The sequence below is a fragment of the Aquirufa nivalisilvae genome, from assembly GCF_003143535.1.
Taxonomy (GTDB): Bacteria; Bacteroidota; Bacteroidia; order Cytophagales; family Spirosomataceae; genus Aquirufa; species Aquirufa nivalisilvae.
The window spans coordinates 966,197-986,281 of record NZ_CP029346.1; the positions used below are offsets into that span (position 1 = coordinate 966,197).

A 20,085-nucleotide genomic window follows, 5' to 3' on the forward strand; every position below is an offset into this window, starting at 1 on the left:
TTCAATTCTTATTTTGATAGACCAAACCTTTCATCACCAAAATACAAACTAAGAGCATTGCAATGCTTAGAGAAATCAATCCTATTGTAATGATTGATTCAATCATTGGTCCTTGCTCTGTACCTCCTGCTATGGGTAATAATTTTCCAGCACCGGTAGCCGCCGCCAAACCAATAGTTAAGAAATTAATGTATGTCCCAAAAACCGCTAATCGAAAGGTTGATTTTAACCAAAATGTAGATAGGGTTAATCGGTTCCAAATTAGACCTAATAGAATGAGAAACATGCCATTCATAACTCCTTCTAAATGAGAAGATAAGCCAATGCGAGGTTTGGCAAGAATGGGAATTAATAGTCCAATGACCAATCCTAAAAAGAACAAGAATACTCCTAAGAAAATTAATTTGTCGGCCTGTTGTTTACTAGATAGCTTAGTTTCCATTTGATTGATAATGAGTAGGTTGAAAGAAGTTTTGGTAATTTAAACGGCTTCTATATTATTTCAAAATTTAATTCTCTATTCCTAATTCCTCATTCTACATTCTCCATTCTACTTTCCTAAGAATGGATTCAATTGCTTAAATTGCAGGAATATTTCGTTCATTATGTCAAAACCTATACTTGTAATTAAATTCGGATCATCCTCCATCACGCATGCCAATGGGGATGTAAATGAGCAAACTTTGGAGAAAATTGCTTCGCAAGTAGCTCAATTACAGCCTAATTTCCACATTGTTTTAGTATCAAGTGGGGCAGTCGCGGCTGGAAAATCGGTCTTTAAAAATTATAAGGGAAGCTTGTCTGAACGGAAGGCGGCTGCAGCTGTTGGAAATCCGATCTTGATTGCTAAATACAACGATTATTTCCAGAAATATGGTATTTCTATTGCTCAAAGCTTATGTGAAAGACATCATTTTTCTCAAAGAGGGCAGTTTTTGCAACTGAAAGAGACTTATCAAGAACTTTGGAAAAATGGGGTTATTCCAATTGCCAATGAAAATGATGTGGTGAGTAATGTGGAGTTGAAATTTTCGGATAATGATGAATTAGCGACTTTGATTGCAACGGGTTTCGGTGCTTCTAAATTGTTGATTTCAACCTCGGTAGGTGGACTTTTGGATGGAGAAGGAAAGATCATTCGACATGTCAAAGAAATAGATTCAGAGGTGTTAAGTGTGGTAAGTACCGATAAATCCAGTTCAGGATTGGGAGGGATGATTTCCAAATTGACCTTTACTCGAATGGCCACTAGATTAGGGATCAAAGTGGTGATATTTGGCTTAGATCAAGGAGAAGGGATAGTAGATGCGCTGAATGAAAAGATCGGAACGGTGTTTGAAGCCCAAGAAGCATCGCTTAATTCTCGACAAAAGTGGTTGGCCACCGGTTCATTGATTCGTGGTAAAGCCGTACTAGATAAAGGGGCTGTAAAAGCCATCTCACAACGCAAAAGTTTGCTTTCAGTAGGAGTGCTTGAGTTTCTCGGAGATTTCGAAAAAGGGGAGGTGATCGAATTGTTGGATATGAACAAAACTCCTGTGGCCATTGCTCGTGCTCGTTGTTCTCATTCAGAATTAATAAGCGCATCTAGCAGTCTAGAAGTGGCGCATGCGGATGATATCGTTCTTTGGTAAAAGGGAATTCATTTTTTCAATTTATACCTGAAATCACAAATAGGAGCTCCCTGAGCAATAGTCCCTTGTCGGAACATCTCCAATCCTGCCAAACTAGTAGTCATGTGGTCCACTTCACATAAAATGGACGTAAATCGGGTATAATTTTGTTTTTGAAATTGCTTACAAATGCCGCATCCAAGTATATCAATGCCATAACCTAAGCCGTGAGTGGCGCTTTTGTCGGTAATGATTCGAGCCACAAATCCATCGGGATGGCCAGGTTTTTCTACTTCTTTTTTTAAGTTTTGAATTAATATTTTCCCCAACCACGTTTGAACGAAATACGAAGGCCACTTTTTGATAAGCCGTTGGAAACTATTTTTGGGTTGGACGAAATCATTAGCAATTAGTAGACATACTTGACGAATCCGTTCATAGCTTTCGCCTTTTTCGTCCAAGCATTGGATCATGGCCAAAAAATAGGCACTAAAAGATAATCTTTTATCGATTGGGTTCTTGGAGGTAGCTAAACTTGTATCGTATATTTCTGTATACAATTGATCCATCCTAGCCAGTATTTCACCCGCTTCTTGTTGGTAATGGGTGACCAATGTGGGTAAAAAATAAGGATGAAAAGCTTTCATCGGAAGGAGGATTTTTGATATAAATGTATTTTCAATCTCCAATTATTACCGTTGGAAGCCCTAGAGCAATACTACCTCCATGATTAGTTTTATCCCCCATTCTTGCGGCAGGACGGCCACCAATAAAGACAGTTTGACTTCCACTAATGATGGTATCAGGTTCTCCAACGCATACAGCCATATCTCCAATGCATGCCGCTGGAAGGCTTCCTATTAAAACCGTTGGACAGCCTGGACCAATAATAGGCCCGCCTACATGAGGAATGGGAGGAATACCTGATGTTGTCATTGGACATACGTGAACGTCGGTAATTCTGGCAGCTAATGACATATTGATTAATTTATATTGACTATAGCACCTTTCACTTTGGTTTGTCCTGATGAGGACAGCTCAGCACTTGCTGCACCAGAGGCCGTAAAACTAGCATCTGCTCTTTGCTCAATGTTTAATGCTTGAGTGCTTACATTCATCTCGGCTTTAAGGTCAATATTGGAAATAGCTTTCAAATGAATATTTAAGCCAGAAATAGAAATGTCCCCATGACTATCTAGCTGAATCCCATTCCTGTTCATGGTGATACAGTTTTGGAATTGATCACTCAATTTCAACACATTTAATTGATCATTTAATTCAATGATGTTGCCCTTAGGTGTTGAGATCAAAATACTTCCTGTCGTATCATCAAAGGAAACTTTTAGTTGACCATCAGTTACGATGTTATGTGGGTTCATGCTGGATGTTTTCGGGTATTGGGGGTATGTTTTCTCAACAAGTATAAATAATATTTCTATAAGTCGTTTGAATACTTTTTGAATTAGCGAATTTTTCTAAAAGTTATTTGATTGAAAATCATTCGAATGGCATTTCTAACTCGCCGACTACTTGGATAATGTCTATTGGGGCTTAGGTTATTAAAAATTAGTGCAATGAACAATAAGGTTGTAGCTCCTGTAAGTACAGGGAAGAGAACATAAAAATAACCTAGTGCTTTGATTTTAGCGGAGCCTGTCACTGCGATCAAGGCAGTTGCTCCACCAGGAGGATGCAGCGTTTTGGTTATTTGCATAGCTACAATGGATAATCCTACAGCTAATGGACCGGTTAACCAGATGATGTCGGGTAATAATCGATAAATACTAACTCCCAAAATGGCTGATATAAAATGACCACCTACCAGATTTCTAGGTTGTGCGAGTGGACTTTGTATAGCACCAAAAATCAATACGCTGGATGCAGCAAATGATCCAATTAAAAAGACATTTTCATTTTCATTCAGAATTTGCTTTTGGCAAAAAGCAATGATTCCAACTCCTAAAAAGGCACCTAAAAAGGATAGAAAATTTTCTTTTTGATCAATCAGCGTTTCCTTGTAAATCACATATTTGGAAATTCTAATTCCCCTTTTAATTTTTCGTTTAACAACCTTAGGCATAATGTATTTAATTGTTTTGTTTCTTGGATTCCATCATCAATCTGAAGCAAATGATCTGGAGAATCCATTTTTAGAATAACTATCGAAATGTTTATTCTAGGTATAACGCTTCCGCGACCTCATCGCTTACCCGTCGATTTATATTGATTTTGGCATTTTTTAATACATAAATGGAAACCTTATGTTCTCTAGCTAATGGATTACTTCTTACTCCAGCCAAATATAAGGTGTCAAAAAAAGGTCTTTCCTCTGTTCGGCGAGGATCTTCATCATCATACTCTTTGACCAAGATCACATGTTTCATGGGTTTATCTAAAGGAATCCATCGGGCATAGTCGGCATTCATAGAGTATGCTACGATCGATTTGTTTTTTGTATAATAATTTATGGCACCAGCCTGACCATAATTATCACATAAGATAATGGTGCTATCTAAACTTGCAGGAGGGAGAGTCGATACAACCGAATCTAATTTTTGAGCTAATTCTTTCCAACCTAGCATATCAGCAAAATCCTGAGGTATGTGGTGATCTTTGCCATCTTCCCAATGAAGAAGCCCCAATTTTTGATAAGGTGCCGGATTTTGAATGATAAGCTTGGCCGATTTGTTGGGGAAAACATACAAATACATAGGTATAAATGCTAGGCAGGGTAATGCTAAAGCTATGATTTGCATATATTTTTTCCATCCAAATTGTAGGACAAAAGATATATAGACAGAGCCAAATGATAGATAGATGGGATATAGTCCGATGGCATAATAATCTTTGGCTTTAAAATAGGTGAAGATGGCCAGCGTGAAAATCAAGTTCCAGAATAGAAATCGAAATTTTTTAAATGGTGGATAAACCAATAATGACCACATTGAAGCAATGAGTACAAAAAAGGAACCAACAAAAAATAGGATCTGGGAAGATAGGAATTCCCAACGGTTGACATGAACTAGTTGAATCTTCGCTAATAGTTTCATGTGATGAATTACTGGGAAATGATGTTGGTATTGCCAAACTAAGTTGGGTAGAATGATCAATAACCCTAAGCTCAATGCCACATAAAAACGTTTTTGAGCCAATATTTTCCTGTGTTCAGATAACAAGATGGCGGGTAAAATGCCCAAAATGAGAAATATGATATTGTATTTGTTCAAAAATCCCAATGCCCATACAATAGCCAAATAGTATAACCATTTGGATCGATCTGTTTGAATAAATCGAATGAGCAGGTAGTAACAGGTTGTCCAGGCCAAAACATCAAAAGAATTGGGCTGAAAAAGTGTATTTAAGCGTAGAATGGCAGAGAGAAGCACCGATATGGCACCTAAATACAATGCAAAATGCCTTCCCCCTAATGATTCTATGGTCTTCCAAACCACAACGATAGTTAATGCTCCAAATAATGCAGGAAAGAATTGAATCCAAAACGCTTGATTGCCTAATTGTAATATGAGCCAGGATATCCAAGATGTGAATGGTGGCACCGACATATATCCCCAAGCCAAATGATGTGCCTGATCAAGATGTAAATATTCATCCCTTTGTAAATCATAGCTGGAATCTATGAGTGAATATTGAAGAATGAATTTGATTAAAATGAAAAGGTATAGGCTATATTTCATAAAATATGATTATTCAATCACCCGCAATATACTATGAATCGAGTTTTGTTTTGCATGGATATATATGTCTACATGCGAAGATGATGTCTAATCTATATTTTTGATAATCAGTCTTTTGTATAGATTTTTCCGACAAACTCTTTTATCAATTTGTTGGACAATATAGGTCAAATTTTAATCGTTAACGCAACGCTGGCAAGGTTCCGAACCTTGACAGCGTTAGAAAAGCGTTAATTATTTATTTATCCCGCAATATTCTGCATACAAAGCCTTTACGCCAAATAACTTAGCAATAGGGCCCACTACATTCATTAGGAAATTTTGAACTGGGATTGGAATACCTGCCACGTAACTTTTACTAGCTATGTATTTCGACGTGACTAATTGCTGAATCAGCCCAAACTTGCCACCTTTTACTTGATGATCGATGGTATAGTTAATCAAGTTTTCAATGAAGTAATCGAAATCTAAAGCGGGACTAACCGTCTGAATAAATTCCACAGGTTCATCATGATTATTGAAATGATTGTGCACTTGATTTTTGGCTAAGACAATACTATCTCCAGCTTGTAATACCTGGGATTTGCCCTCATGTAGAACAGTAAGTTGACCACTTAAAACCGTAAAGTGTTCATCTTGAAGCATATGCAAATGCATAGGAACCAATTGCCCCTTGGTCTTAACGGTCATTTTGATGCTAACTCGTTCTCCTTGGCTATCCTGGGCAGTTTCTAAAAACTCATAGACGTCCCCTTTGATCGGGTCAGTTAGAACTTGATGTTTGAATGGCATTTTGAATAGGTCTTAAAATAGGTTTAACAAAGAATAGAAAGATTTAAGTTAGATATTTGTTTAATTATCTATGTGGGTTCATTGTAATAAAAAAATGGTTAGTTATAAAGCTCAATATTGTGCCTACAACTAACCACTTTCAATTTAATGCAAATCAATACCTAAGCGATCACTACCGCCTCTCCACTCTCAACATCCTGCTCTACGGTTTTATATTTGACATTTTCCTTGATAGAACCATCTCGGTATTGAACAGTCACTCGTTGATTACGGTCAGCAATTTTTATAGCCTGGCGTGGAGCAATCCGCTCTTCACTGCGTGAGCTTGGGTCGTGGTATTCCTGCTGTTCTTCAGCTTGTCCTCCAGCTAAGCCACCCAATAGAGAGGAAATAGCCTCATCTTTACTTAATTGTAATTTCGGAGCCTTCTCCTTTTTAACTTGTTGCGCTTGATTCGTCTGTTGAATTTCAGGAATTTCAGCTTTTAACACGAAACTAATCGTGTCCACATTCACTCGAGAAACAAAGCGTTGGAATAAATTAACCGCTTCAAATTTATAGATCAATAATGGATCTTTTTGCTCAAATACAGCATTTTGAACGGATTGTTTTAAGTCATCCATTTCACGTAAATGCTCTTTCCATTCTTGATCAATCAAAGTTAAGGTAATGAATTTCTCCATCTCTTTAACTACTTCTTTACCATGTGAATCAATGGTTTTTTGAGCATCTACCACTACACCTGTTACCCAGTTTCCATTGGTTATTGGTACCTGAATACCTGAGTAACCTTGACGTAAAGCTTCTTGAGCTACTTGGATAACTTGTTGAGCGATACCCTCATTTTTACTCTTGTAATGATCCTCTGCGGCTAAGAATAAGCGTTCAATCTTCACTTCAGGAGATAATCGATTGAAATCTTCTTCAGCAAATGGAGGCTCAATACCCAATAAATCAATCACTTTTAATTCTAATTCGCCGTATGTAGTGTATTGACCTACCAAATCTTGGCAAACATCAAACATCGTATTGATAATATCCAACGATAAACGCTCACCTAAAAGGGCGTTTTGACGACGTTTGTAAATGGCATTTCTTTGGTAATTCATCACATCATCGTATTCCAATAATCGCTTACGAATACCAAAGTTGTTTTCCTCAACCTTCTTTTGTGCTCTTTCAATGGACGAAGTAATCATCGAATGTTGAATCACTTCTCCTTCTTCCATGCCCAAACGATCCATTACTTTCGCTATACGGTCGGAACCAAATAAACGCATTAAATTATCTTCTAGAGATACAAAGAACTGAGAAGAACCCACGTCTCCTTGACGTCCCGCACGACCACGCAACTGTCTGTCGACACGCCTCGATTCATGTCTTTCTGTACCAATAATGGCCAAACCGCCAGCGGCTTTCGACTCAGGACTTAATTTGATGTCCGTTCCACGTCCAGCCATGTTGGTTGCAATGGTGACTTTGCCTGATTGTCCTGCTTCAGCTACAATCTCCGCTTCACGTGCATGTTGTTTTGCATTCAATACATTGTGAGGAATCTTACGAATCGTCAACAATCGACTAATCAATTCCGAGTTTTCAACGGAGGTTGTACCCACTAAAACGGGACGACCTTGATTGACTAATTCTTGAATTTCTTCAGCAACGGCATTGTATTTTTCACGAACAGTACGGTATACTTTATCTTCCGCATCTTTTCTTTGAATCACTCGATTCGTAGGAATCGAAACAACATCCAATTTGTAAATTGTCCAAAACTCACCTGCCTCTGTTTCGGCTGTACCCGTCATACCACCTAATTTGTGGTACATACGGAAGTAATTTTGTAAGGTGATGGTGGCATAAGTTTGTGAAGCATCTTCCACATTGACTCCTTCTTTTGCTTCAATTGCTTGATGTAAACCATCAGAATAACGGCGACCTTCCATCACACGACCGGTTTGTTCATCAACAATTTTTACTTTACCATCTACAATGATGTATTCTGTATCTTTCTCAAATAGGGCATAAGCCTTTAACAATTGATTTACCGTATGAATACGGCTCGCTTTGTCATTGTACTCACGAATTAACTGTTCTTTTTGAGATAAACGTTCAGCATCTGATAGCTCTTTATTTTTCTCAATTTTATTTAAATCAATGGACAAGTCAGGTAATACAAAGAAATTAGGATCCTCCGTGTTGCCACTCATGAACTCCAATCCTTTTTCCGTTAATTCCACTTGATTATTCTTTTCTTCAATGGTGAATAATAAAGGAGAATCCGCTTGTGGCATCAATTTTTGATTCTCTGCCAAATAGATGGATTCTGTTTCATGAAGTAATTGCTTATTCCCAGATTCGGATAAAAACTTGATCAAAGGTTTCGATTTAGGTAAACCTCTGAAGGCTCTGAATAAAGCTAAACCTCCTTCTTTTTTATCACCCGTAGCTATTTGTTTTTTTGCCTCTACTAAGAAGTTTTGAACCAATTGTTTTTGCGCTTCTACCAATTTTTGAACGCGAGGATTAAAGGCGTCAAACTCTTGCTCATCTCCACGTGGGATAGGGCCAGAAATGATTAAAGGTGTACGAGCATCATCAATCAAAACGGAGTCAACCTCATCCACCATAGCAAAATGATGGGGTCTTTGTACCTGATCCTCTAAGCTACGAGCCATGTTATCACGCAAATAATCAAAGCCAAACTCATTGTTGGTACCATAAGTGATATCCGCAGCATAAGCATGTCTACGCTCTTCTGTATTTGGCTCGTGCTTGTCGATACAATCCACTCTCAAACCATGGAATTCAAATAAAGGAGCATTCCATTCGGAGTCACGTTTGGCCAAATAATCATTGACAGTGACGATATGAACACCACGACCAGCCAAGGCATTTAAATAAGTAGGAAGCGTAGAAACCAATGTTTTACCCTCTCCCGTACCCATTTCAGAGATTTTTCCTTGGTGCAACACGATACCTCCAATCAATTGGACATCGTAATGAATCATATCCCAAGTAATGGTATTGCCCGCAGCATCCCATTGATTAGCCCAGATAGCTTTATCGCCATCTATCTTAACATTTGCCTTTTTAGAGGCAATGAATTTATCTTCGATGGTTGCTTGAACGACCAATTGTTTATTCTCGGTAAATCGACGCGCCGTTTCTTTTACTACCGCAAATGCCTCAGGTAGTATCTCGTTCAATACTACTTCTAATTGCTTATTGCGCTCTAGATTTAATTTATCAATTTCCAGGAAAAACTTTTCTTTGGCATCAATGTCCTCTGTAGCTTGTCCTTGTGTATGTAATGTATTTATCTGAGCATCTATATCGGCCAAAAATGCCAGAATACGTGCTTTGAAATCAACTGATTTTTGACGTAACTCATCGTCTGAGATATGACTCAATCGTGCGTACTCCTCTTTTATTTTATCGACTATCGGCATCAATGCTTTGATGTCTCTTTCCGACTTGGTTCCAAATATTTTGGTTACTGTTTTGCTGAAGATGGATAACATTGTATAGAATGTGTGCCTACCTAGGCACATTTTAAAATTGAATATGCAATTTACCAATTAATCTCTAAAAAACGCTAAAATTAACGCAAGCGATAGTGAGCCGCATTAATTCGCGAACTAATCTATTAGAGAATCAGGGAAGAAATCGAATCTTGATTGTGGTGTCAAGCTTAGAAAAGCGTGTGACCAAAACATCCAAAGAACCGGGTGTTTTTTTGAGCCTTTGTGGAACGGCTACTTGGTCAAAAAATACGGGATCTGCCTTGTGTAAATCCAATTTACGTCTTGTCCCATCTTTTTGCTTTACAACCAAAATATAATGAACATCATTGGGGTTCGTGGCATCCGTGTATTTTTTACGAATTGATCCATCTAAATCTAAATCCAGTATCTCACTTTGGGTGTCATACATTTTTTCTGCCCATAGATTAGGTAAAAACATTTGAGCAAGTAATCCTAATGTACCAACGATGAAAACCAGTTTAGTGAAATTTTTACCTCCCCAATCTACTTGTTCCCCTTGGCCTGAATTACCACTTCCTAAATTGCCGAATAAAGGCATTTTCAACTTTTTACGTGGAGCTCTACGGGGTGGGGTATAACCTTGTGACATATTTATACGATTATTCTCGCAAATCAAGTGATTTTTTTTCGTTTCTGATGGTAAAATTTCCATCTCAAATCCAAAATAAAATTTTGAGTAATTTTTCAACAACGGAAACTTATCTCGATAAGTTCCCGAATCAGAATTCAAATAGAAAAATGGCAAGTAATTTTATCAATAAATTGATAATTAGCGTCAATTGGTTTATTATTACGTGCTACTTTAAGCTTATCTATTCTCAACGTATTTCATAGTTATTTGAAATACATTTTAAAAACAGGAATGCTATGTTAACTTGGAATACCACCCATGTTTCGCATTTACTTTCACGTGTGTTATTTGGCTATTCGAAATCAGATTTAGAACGGGCCATGGGATATGGGAATTTCAATGATTTATTAGATTTAGCTATTTTAAAGGATATATCCATCCCTGCTCCACCTGATACCTGGGTAGACTTAGTGCCTGAGCAAGCTCAATTAGATAAAAATTTAGTTGGACCTTGGTTTCTACAATTAACCAAGTGGTGGTATAGTCGTATGCTGGGCGAATCTCTCAGTATGCAAGAGAAAATGGTTTTATTCCTACACAATCATTTTTCAAATGAAAGGCAAAAGGTCAATTATCCCCAATACGTATATAAGCAGAATCAATTATTGAGAAATTATGCTTTTGGTGATTTTAAGCAATTGGTCAAAGATATTAGTATAGATCCTTCCATGTTAATTTATTTGGATGGAAATAATAGTCGAGGTACTGCACCCAACGAAAATTATGCTCGAGAGGTGATGGAATTATTCACTTTGGGCATAGGTAATTACACAGAGACTGATATCAAGCAAGCAGCAAGAGTGTTTTCTGGATGGCAAGTAAGAGGATTGATTTCTGTTTTTGATGCTACGCGCTGGTATAAAGAAGCAAGTCTAAGTGTTTTGGGTAAAACAGCGAAGTTTGATAATAATAGTCTTATTGATCATATTTTCACGCAAACTGCTGCCTCCGAATTCATTTGTCGGAAAATTTACAAGGAATTTGTCTATTACAAAGCAGATGAAGTATTTGTTAAAAAAATGGCAGCCGTATTAAGACAAAACAATTTTGTTTTAAAGCCATTATTAAAATTCTTATTCACCTCAGAGGAATTTTATAAACCAGAAATCATGGCAGCCAAGATTAAAAGTCCAACGGAGTTAATCGTGGGATCCGCCAAACAATTGGAGCTTAAAAATCCCGATTTACAAAATTGGTATGATATGGCTATCATACTTCAAATGCAACTTTTTCAGCCTCCCAATGTGGCTGGTTGGGAAGGTCAACGAGATTGGATAAGTTCCACGACCTATTCCTACCGAGCAGGATTTACGGATTCACTATTGAGTGGAAAAAGGTATAATGGAGTGACTGTTACTGGAAAATTAGACCCCATCGCTTTTGCTAGGTTGTCATCCAATGCAGAAAAACCTAAGGAGTTTGTCGAAGAAATGGTCAAATTATTCATTCGATTCCCTCTAACAGAGGCAAGAAAATCTTTTTTATTGGAAGTGCTTTTGGATGGTACTATTGCGGCCAATTGGTCCACGTACACGCCCAATGCAGACGCTCGAATTAATAAGTTTTTGAAAGCAATGATGCGCTTACCTGAATATCAATTGGCATAAAAATGAAAAAAGAACTAAGCCGTCAGCAGTTTTTACGCCAAATGGCCCTACTTAGTGGTGGGGTGACTTGGGGGTTGGGCTCTTTCACAGGAAAGGCATTTGGTGCTACGCCTTATGCCCAAGCAGCTCGAGGGAAAGTATTAGTTATCATCCAATTGAATGGAGGAAATGATGGACTAAATACCATCATTCCAGCGGAGGATGATAATTATTTTACCAAAAGGCCTGATATATCGATAAAAAAAGAAGACGCTCTTCCCTTGTCCAATGGCATGTACATGAATCCTGCTATGGCGAGTATGAAGTCATTGTACGACAAAGGTTTGGTGGCCATTACGCAAAGTGTAGGATATGCCAATCCCAATCGTTCCCATTTTAGAGCTACCGATATTTGGAATACAGGATCTGACGCAACGACGGTTTGGGATGAAGGCTGGGCCGGTCGTTTTTTAGAAATGCAATATCCGGATTATCCCATTCAATTACCTAAAGACCCTATGGCCATTCAGTTGGGTTCGGTGGAATCTCTGTTATTCCAAACAGATGTAGGTCGGGTAGGGACGGTATTCGAGGACCCTAATTTATTTTATCAATTGGTCTCAGGAACTTTAGCTGATTCCGAATTACCGCCTGCCACTTTAGCTGGAGATGAGTTGGCCTTTTTAAAGCAAATTGCGAGTTCTTCAGTTCAATATTCCACCGTAATTCGGGATGCAGCTAATAAAGCGAAAAATGCTTATACCTATCCCAATACTAATTTAGCTAAGCAATTGAGTATTGTGGCTCGTTTGGTGGCAGGAGGTTTAGAGACGCCCGTTTACTTGGCCAATATTGGTGGATTTGATACCCATGCAAATCAAAAAACGCAGCATGCCAATTTATGGAAAACAATTTCTGAGGCGGTTTCTGCATTTCAAAATGATATGACTAATCAAGGTTTGGCAGATGCCATTACTGTGATGACTTTTTCAGAATTTGGGAGGAGAGTGAATCAAAATGGAACGCAAGGTACAGATCATGGAACTGCGGCTCCCATGCTATTTATTGGAAACAATGTGCGGGGAGGATTGATAGGAGCTAATCCTAGTTTGACTAATTTGGATAGTAATGGTGATTTAAGATACAATTTTGATTACCGTCAAATTTATAGTACTGTTTTGAGAGATCATTTGGGATTAGATGCGTTCAAAACGCAGGAATTATTTAAACAGACCTTTGAACGAGTACCTATTTTTAAGAATTCACCAGATGCCTTACCAGATACTTTGGGAATGGAAATCAATTCACCAATGCCTAATCCAGTGACGGATTTTACGGTCATTCAATATGCCGTTTATAAACCCGTATTAGATATAAAAATTACGTTGTTTGATTTACAAGGAAAAGAGATCAAGACACTCTATCGTGGTACTCGAACTCCGGGCACTTATCAATTGACTTTGAATGCATTAGGCTTATCACCTGGTATTTATTTGGTACATATGGCAAGTACTTCAGGGCTTTCCATGTACAAAAGGATGCTTGTTCAATAAGGGGTCAAATTTTAATACAAGCCATAATTTTGTATATTCGTGCCGCCTTATACTACAACATTTGAGGGAGTATCAACGTTTTATGATCTAACCAGCAAAAACATCCATGATCAGACTCTTCAGCTTATGTATTTTGATGACAATATGTGCCTCAGCACCCATGCAGGCTCAATTTTGGTTTTTGGGTCAAAGTGGGAAGAAAGCAGCTCCTAAAAATCCTTTTAAGGCACACTCATCTTTTAGTATTGGAGCTGGTTCATCTACTTATTTAGGGGATATTGCGCCTGCCATGACCTTAATGGATGTGGGAGGGAAGACCTTACGTTGGAATGCTGGAGTGCAATATACTCGTCATTTTAAAAAACATTTGAGTATTCAAGGTAGCTTTACCTACATACGCATAGCCGCGGACGACAACTATTTTGATCCAAACGGAAGATTTGAGCCTAGTTACACTAGAAACTTACATTTCCGAACTGATATGCAGGAATTGTCATTGATTGGGATTTATGAAATTATGGGAAATGAGGAGAATTTACCTAAACGTAGAACCTTGTCGCCTTATGTCTATTTAGGACTTTCGGGAGTGTATTTTAATCCTCAAGCGAGAAAACCTGTTACAGATCTAGATGCAAACGGTAAACCAATACAAAAGCCATTTGAAGATTGGCAACCTCAGAAAACGGAAGGCGTAGATTATTCCAAAATCACGGGTGCAGTACCATTTGGATTTGGAGTTCGATACAAAATCAATCATTCTTTTGATATTGGCTTTGATTTTGGCTACCGAATTTCATTTACTGACTATTTAGACGATGTAACAGATATTAGAAATGATTTAACTAGAGGTTTAGAGCCATATACAACAAGAGAAACAGAACTTTATGCCGCAAATACTTTGGCACAAAGGTCTGGATGGACTCAATCAGGTAACCCTCCCTTAATTGCCAAAGGTTCCGATCAGTATTTTACTACCCAAATTCGCTTGATTTACCACTTAAAAAATAAGATTGATTGTCCTCCACTACCACGATAATACCCACTAACCTCGTCAAGGCCAGTTTACTGTGTCTTCTTGTCATCTTTTTAGCTAAATCTACGGACTTACAAGCACAAAGGTGGACTTGGGGAGCGGGCTTTGGTGCAACAGTCTATAAAGGGGAATTGGCAGATTGGGGATATCGACCTAGTGCTGCGGAGTTAAAAGAAACCTTACCTGCAATTCACCTGTTTGTTTCTTATCAAGAACGACATGCCTTTACCTATCGTTTTCAAATGATGCTGAGTCGAATTCAGGGCAATATTGCTAACCGACCTAGTACATTATTTCCAGTTGGAACTCCGCCTACCGTCATTACACCCAATGGTAAAGTAGTGGATGCGTCTATTTTTGCTACGTCGATCACAGAATTTTCGGGAATTGTAGATTATAATTTTTTGGACTACGAAGTTGACCCTAGACATGTCAATTGGACTCCTTATTTCTTTGGAGGATTGGGGGCAGTCTTCGCTAGTCCTGATAAAATCGATGCATTTTTGACTCCGGCAATACCCTATGGAATTGGAGTTAAATTTCAGATCAATAAGAATTGGGGTATTCGCGGAGAAATAGGAAGCAGAAAAGTATTTAGCGATAAATTAGATCAAGTTGCGTCTTATGATGGGAATATGGACAGCTTTACCCTGAATGGGGGAGATCAGTATTTGCATCTAGGTTTTTCGGTCACTTATACCATTCAATCGATCTTTTGTCCCAAAGTTTACTGATTGGTCCTAGTATTTTGAATAGGTGTTCAAATTAGCTATCTTTACCACTTTGTTTTATTCGATTAATTATTGCCCTATTTGTGAAAGAATCTATTGACCTTAACAATCTTCCTGCCCATATTTCCGTTATCATGGACGGTAATGGTCGTTGGGCGAAACAGAAGGGTTTCACAGATCGCATTTTTGGTCATCGAAATGCTATTCAAGCAGTTAGGGAGACCATTGAAGGATGTGGAGAGTTAGGAGTCAAGTATTTGACTTTGTATGCTTTCTCCACGGAAAACTGGAATAGACCTAAAGCTGAAGTAATGGCTTTAATGAGCTTGTTGGTAAGCACCATTAATGAGGAATTACCTACCATGATGAAGAATCAGGTTCGTTTAAAAGCCATCGGAAATATTGAATCTTTGCCTGATAAATCACAGAGGGAATTGTTGGCTGCGATGAATAAAACGGCGAATAATACAGGCTTAACGTTGGTATTAGCTTTGTCATATTCAGGAAAGTGGGATTTGGTACAAGCAGCCAAAAAGCTGGCTGAGAAAGTGGAAAAAGGGGAATTAAAGGCTAGTGATATTGATGATTCCATGATGGATAATCATTTGTCGACCGCAGGAATGCCTGATCCTGATTTAATGATCAGAACTGGTGGTGATCACCGAATTAGTAATTTTATGCTGTGGCAATTGGCATATGCCGAATTGTATATTTTTGAAGATTTATTTTGGCCTGATTTTAGAAAAGTACATTTATATCAGGCTATTGTTGATTTCCAAATGCGTGAAAGACGATTTGGAAAAACGAGTGAACAAGTTAAAAGTGAAGGCTAAGGCTTCGTATGGAAAAAAGATATTTAATGAATCGAGTTAACGCGTGCCAATTACAATGGAAATCATTGGGCTTGTTTTTCAGTTTGATGATTTTTGTGAGTCAAGGCTTATTAGCTCAAGGCTTAGGTGGACGCCTATTCTCCACTACACCTAGTAGCACCGAACCTAGTTTTTCTTATTCAGTACCTCAGGAATACACCATTGGTGGAATTTCAATTTCAGGCTCGCAATTTTATGATGGTAATTCCATGGTGAATATTTCGGGTTTGCAGGTTGGAGATAAAATCAAAGTTCCAGGAGATGCCATTGCCTCTGCCATCAAAAAAATCATGGATCAAGGTATTTTGGAAGATGTAGAAATCTATGCTGAAAAAGTAGAAGGAGATAAAATTTGGTTACGTATTCAGTTGAAAGAAAGACCTCGTTTGTTTGCTATTACTTACAGTGGGATTAGAAAAGGAGAAAGGGAGACATTAAACGAAAAAGTAAAAGCATATAAAGGGAAAATCATTACGGAAACACTTCGTAAAAATCTTGAATTGGTTATTCGTAAATACTACCAAGAAAAAGGTCGTTTGAATATTACGACTAAATCTGTGGTGAAGACAGATACGACCAAAGGGAATAACGCAACCCTGATTGTTACTGTCGATAAAGGTGATAAGGTAAAAGTAAATAAAATTATTCTTGATGGAATTGAACCAGCTCAGCGTTCACTTATTTTGAGAAAAATTAAGAATACCAAGCAAGTACGTTTTGGTCGAATTTTCAAGCCTTCCAAATTTGTTCCTAAGAAATGGGATGAAGATAAGGAGAAGCTTTTGGCTGCGATGAATAAAATGGGTTTCCGCGACTTTCAATTGATTTCTGATTCGGTATATCGCCACAATAATTCATCGGTAAACTTGAAAGTTAAATTAGTTCAGGGCCGCAAATATTATTACCGTAACATCTTTTTTGATGGGAATTACATCTATCCAGATTCGGTGTTGAAGGATGTATTGGGAGTTAAGAAAGGGGATGTGTACAATACAGAAGAGTTGGATAAGAAAATGGGTGGAAATCCAGGGGAAGATTTGAGTTCGGTTTATATGGACAACGGTTATTTGTATTACAATGCCGAACCAGTAGAAACAGCCATCGTTGGAGATTCCATCGACTTGACTATCCGTATTTCAGAAGGAAAACAAGCCACGATTAATAAGGTTATTTTGAATGGTAATACAAAGACTTCTGACCACGTAGTTATGCGTGAGATTCGTACTTTACCAGGACAAAAATTTAATAAGTCAGCCATCATTCGTACCGTTCGTGAGTTATCTCAAATTGGTTATTTTAACCCAGAAAAAATCAGCCCGAATCCTCAACCTAGGGCTGATGGAACAGTTGATATTGAGTACAACGTAGAAGAAAAACCTTCTGACCAAATTGAATTATCTGGTGGTTGGGGAGGTTATGTTGGCTTTGTTGGAACCCTTGGTGTGGTTTTTAATAATTTCTCGGCTAAAAACTTGACTAATTGGGCAGCTTGGCGACCATTACCAGCAGGAGATGGGCAGAAATTAGCGGTTCGTTTTCAAGCCAATGGAGCGGCATTTCAAAATTACAGTTTGACATTCACAGAACCTTGGTTAGGAGGTAAAAAGCCTAATTCATTCTCTATTGCATTGAATCGTAGTATATCTTATCCATACCAATTTAGAACAACAGGTTATGGCGGTGGCTACGGAAGTGGATTAGGCGGAGGCTACGGAGGAGGTGGTTATGGTGGCTATGGCGGTTACGGTGGATATGGTGGTTATGGAGGCTATGGTGGAGCTTATGGCGGTTATCAAAGTTATTCTGTACCTGATTCATTGTTAACGGCTCACTTTAACGTGAACAGTATTACTTTCAGTTTAGGAAAACGTTTGAAATGGCCAGATGATTATTTCTCATTAAGTCATTCATTATCCTTTTCTCAATATGATGTAGATCGTTACTATACTTGGGCATACCCGCAGGGTATTTCTACTTCGGTGACTTTCATGACGAACTTCTCAAGAAATAGTATTGACAACCCTACATTTGCGAGGTCGGGTTCAAGTTTCTCCATGACAGCGTCATTAACCCCACCATATTCTTTATTAGGGGGTAATAAAACGGGCCAACTCATTGAGTACCATAAATGGATGTTAGATGCTAGCTGGTTTAGTCCTTTGGCAGGTAAATTTGTCTTGCATACGCGAGCACACTTAGGATTCTTAGGGTCTTATGGAGGAAAAGAAACTACTCGTTTTGAGCGTTTTGATTTAGGAGGTTCGGGTATGGTGCAAGGCTTCTCTTTCAACCGTGATATCGTTGGATTAAGAGGTTATAAAGATCGTGTTATTGGGCCGTCTGGATCTTATGGAAATGGTGGAGTGGCCTATAATAAATTTGTGATGGAGGTACGTTATCCAGTGTCCTTAAATCCTTCAGCAACCATTTTTGTATTGGGTTTTGCAGAAGGAGGTAACAACTTCTCTTCTTTATCAGATTATAATCCATTTAATTTATATAAGTCGGCTGGATTTGGTGCACGTATATTTATGCCAGCCTTTGGTATGATTGGTATAGATTATGGTTTTGGATTTGATAAACCTAGACCAGGTGATTCTGATTTTGGACGTCAGGCCTTTACGTTCTCTATTGGTCAGCAGATTAGATAGTGATTTAGCAGCATACAATGAAAAAGTCGATTTTTTTCTTAATTTTGATGCTTACGGTGCTAGGACAAAGGTCTTATGCCCAAAAATTTGGATACATTGATACCGAGTTCATTACGTCTAAAATGCCTGAGTACAAACAAGTTCAAGGCAAGATAGATCAAATGACCAAACAATGGATTCAGGAGATTTCAAGTAAAAATGAGGAAGTAGCTAAGTTAGAGAGAGAATATAAATTAGAAGAATTATTGTTGACCGAAGACTTGCGTCAACAAAGGTTAAGTATCATTCGTCAAAAGGACAATGAAGCCAGGTCATTTCAAAATAAGATTTTTGGGGCTGAAGGCGAATTGTTTAAGTTCAAACAAGCCGCATTGAAACCCGTGTTGGATGAAGTTTCCAAGGCTGTGGAGAAAGTTGTTCGCCAAAAGCGACTTGATTTCTTATTTGATAAGGCAAATGATGGATTGGCTATGATTTATACCAATCCAGTACACGACTATTCTGATTATGTATTGGAAGAATTGGGATTGGAATTAGATCCGAATTTGGTCGATAAAGCAACTGATAAAAGTAAACCAGTAAAAGAAAATTAATAATCAATTAAACTCACGTATGAAAACCAAATTTTTATTGGCCATGGGCCTAGTGTTCGGAATGGCTGTAATGCCTCTTAAGGCGCAGATTAAGATCGGATTTATTAATGCAGATTACATATTAAGTCAAATGCCTGAAGCTAAACAAGTGGAAGAGGATTTGAAAAATACGCAGAAGCAATATGAGACATTGTATCAAGGAAAGGTGAAAGACTTTCAAGATAAATTAGCTGTATTTGAGAAATTGCCAGCTAGTACAGCTGATATTATTAAGCAAGATAGAGAGAAGGAATTGCAGAATTTACAGACTTCAATCCAGGAGTTTCAACAAAATTCTCAGTCTTCATTGCAAAAGAAACAAGCTCAATTGTTACAACCTTTGTTGAAGAAAATTGAAGAAAACATGCATGCAGTAGCTAATGAGAACGCTTATACGTATGTTTTCAATTATGACGCAGGTATGGGAACTGCTCCAATTTTGCTACACTATCCAGCTGATGCTAGCATCTCTGATTTAGTGTTGAAGAAAATGGGTATTACTCCTAAGCCAGTAACGGCTACTCCTGCTGCTGCGACTACTACTCCAGCAACTAAAACAGCTACTCCAGCAACAAAGAAATAAGATAATTTCTACCATAAAAAAGGGTGCAAGATTGATCTTGCACCCTTTTTTTATGCCCAAATAGTTGATAAAAATGAATTAAGAAGCATTTTATCAATTAATTTGAGGGATTAGTTGGTAGCTTTGTCAGCTATGAGATTTATTAACTTGAAGATTTGCTAACTA

18 protein-coding genes are annotated in these 20,085 nt (G+C 38.0%); 9 read left to right on the top strand and 9 right to left on the bottom strand.

Features of this window, described 5'->3' with window-relative positions; translation table 11 throughout:
- Position 1 precedes the first annotated feature (1 nt).
- Entirely contained in the window at positions 2-442 is a 441-nt protein-coding gene (locus tag HME7025_RS04195; RefSeq protein WP_109322439.1) for a hydrogenase, read from the bottom strand.
- Positions 443-605: 163 nt separating this feature from the next.
- Between HME7025_RS04195 and proB the strand changes: the two genes are divergently transcribed.
- Complete coding sequence (gene proB, locus HME7025_RS04200; protein ID WP_109322440.1) at positions 606-1,634, top strand: glutamate 5-kinase; 1,029 nt, start codon at positions 606-608, stop codon at positions 1,632-1,634.
- An 8-nt stretch (positions 1,635-1,642) separates the two neighbouring features.
- Here proB and HME7025_RS04205 read toward each other — a convergent pair whose 3' ends face one another.
- The 8 genes from HME7025_RS04205 to HME7025_RS04240 all read right to left on the bottom strand — a co-directional run bounded on the left by HME7025_RS04205 (position 1,643) and on the right by HME7025_RS04240 (position 10,237).
- A complete protein-coding gene (locus tag HME7025_RS04205; RefSeq protein ID WP_109322441.1) occupies positions 1,643-2,260 on the bottom strand; it encodes an L-2-amino-thiazoline-4-carboxylic acid hydrolase in 618 nt (205 codons plus the stop codon).
- Positions 2,261-2,291: 31 nt separating this feature from the next.
- A complete protein-coding gene (locus HME7025_RS04210) occupies positions 2,292-2,591 on the bottom strand; it encodes a PAAR domain-containing protein (protein ID WP_109322442.1) in 300 nt (99 codons plus the stop codon).
- A 5-nt stretch (positions 2,592-2,596) separates the two neighbouring features.
- Positions 2,597-2,992 (bottom strand): hypothetical protein, encoded by a 396-nt coding sequence (locus tag HME7025_RS04215; protein WP_109322443.1) that lies wholly within the window; start codon positions 2,990-2,992, stop codon positions 2,597-2,599.
- Positions 2,993-3,075: 83 nt separating this feature from the next.
- A complete protein-coding gene (locus tag HME7025_RS04220) occupies positions 3,076-3,693 on the bottom strand; it encodes an HPP family protein (protein ID WP_109322444.1) in 618 nt (205 codons plus the stop codon).
- A 91-nt stretch (positions 3,694-3,784) separates the two neighbouring features.
- A complete protein-coding gene (locus tag HME7025_RS04225; protein ID WP_109322445.1) occupies positions 3,785-5,308 on the bottom strand; it encodes a glycosyltransferase family 39 protein in 1,524 nt (507 codons plus the stop codon).
- A 234-nt stretch (positions 5,309-5,542) separates the two neighbouring features.
- Positions 5,543-6,100, bottom strand: coding sequence for a cupin domain-containing protein (locus HME7025_RS04230; RefSeq protein WP_109322446.1), 558 nt, complete (start codon positions 6,098-6,100; stop codon positions 5,543-5,545).
- Positions 6,101-6,261: 161 nt separating this feature from the next.
- On the bottom strand, positions 6,262-9,624 hold the full coding sequence (secA, locus tag HME7025_RS04235; protein WP_109322447.1) for a preprotein translocase subunit SecA: 3,363 nt from the start codon (positions 9,622-9,624) through the stop codon (positions 6,262-6,264).
- Positions 9,625-9,757: 133 nt separating this feature from the next.
- Positions 9,758-10,237 carry a hypothetical protein gene (locus HME7025_RS04240; RefSeq protein ID WP_154401926.1) on the bottom strand — a complete coding sequence of 160 codons (480 nt, stop codon included), beginning with the start codon at positions 10,235-10,237 and terminating at the stop codon, positions 9,758-9,760.
- A 278-nt stretch (positions 10,238-10,515) separates the two neighbouring features.
- Between HME7025_RS04240 and HME7025_RS04245 the strand changes: the two genes are divergently transcribed.
- From HME7025_RS04245 to HME7025_RS04280, 8 genes are all read left to right on the top strand, one after another.
- Entirely contained in the window at positions 10,516-11,886 is a 1,371-nt protein-coding gene (locus tag HME7025_RS04245) for a DUF1800 domain-containing protein (RefSeq protein ID WP_109322449.1), read from the top strand.
- A gap of 2 nt (positions 11,887-11,888) precedes the next feature.
- Positions 11,889-13,418 carry a DUF1501 domain-containing protein gene (locus HME7025_RS04250; RefSeq protein ID WP_109322450.1) on the top strand — a complete coding sequence of 510 codons (1,530 nt, stop codon included), beginning with the start codon at positions 11,889-11,891 and terminating at the stop codon, positions 13,416-13,418.
- A gap of 106 nt (positions 13,419-13,524) precedes the next feature.
- The gene (locus HME7025_RS04255) at positions 13,525-14,454 is read left to right on the top strand and encodes a DUF6089 family protein (RefSeq protein ID WP_109322451.1); all 930 of its coding nucleotides are present in this window, start codon (positions 13,525-13,527) and stop codon (positions 14,452-14,454) included.
- Complete coding sequence (locus HME7025_RS04260; RefSeq protein ID WP_109322452.1) at positions 14,433-15,185, top strand: DUF6089 family protein; 753 nt, start codon at positions 14,433-14,435, stop codon at positions 15,183-15,185. The genes HME7025_RS04255 and HME7025_RS04260 overlap by 22 nt, the downstream gene beginning before the upstream one ends.
- 80 nt (positions 15,186-15,265) lie before the next feature.
- Positions 15,266-16,015 carry an isoprenyl transferase gene (locus HME7025_RS04265; RefSeq protein WP_109322453.1) on the top strand — a complete coding sequence of 250 codons (750 nt, stop codon included), beginning with the start codon at positions 15,266-15,268 and terminating at the stop codon, positions 16,013-16,015.
- An 8-nt stretch (positions 16,016-16,023) separates the two neighbouring features.
- Positions 16,024-18,705, top strand: a complete 2,682-nt coding sequence (locus HME7025_RS04270) for a BamA/OMP85 family outer membrane protein (RefSeq protein ID WP_226998276.1) — start codon at positions 16,024-16,026, stop codon at positions 18,703-18,705.
- A gap of 17 nt (positions 18,706-18,722) precedes the next feature.
- Positions 18,723-19,298, top strand: coding sequence for an OmpH family outer membrane protein (locus HME7025_RS04275; RefSeq protein WP_109322454.1), 576 nt, complete (start codon positions 18,723-18,725; stop codon positions 19,296-19,298).
- A 19-nt stretch (positions 19,299-19,317) separates the two neighbouring features.
- Positions 19,318-19,920, top strand: a complete 603-nt coding sequence (locus HME7025_RS04280) for an OmpH family outer membrane protein (protein WP_109322455.1) — start codon at positions 19,318-19,320, stop codon at positions 19,918-19,920.
- The last annotated feature ends 165 nt before the right edge of the window (positions 19,921-20,085 follow it).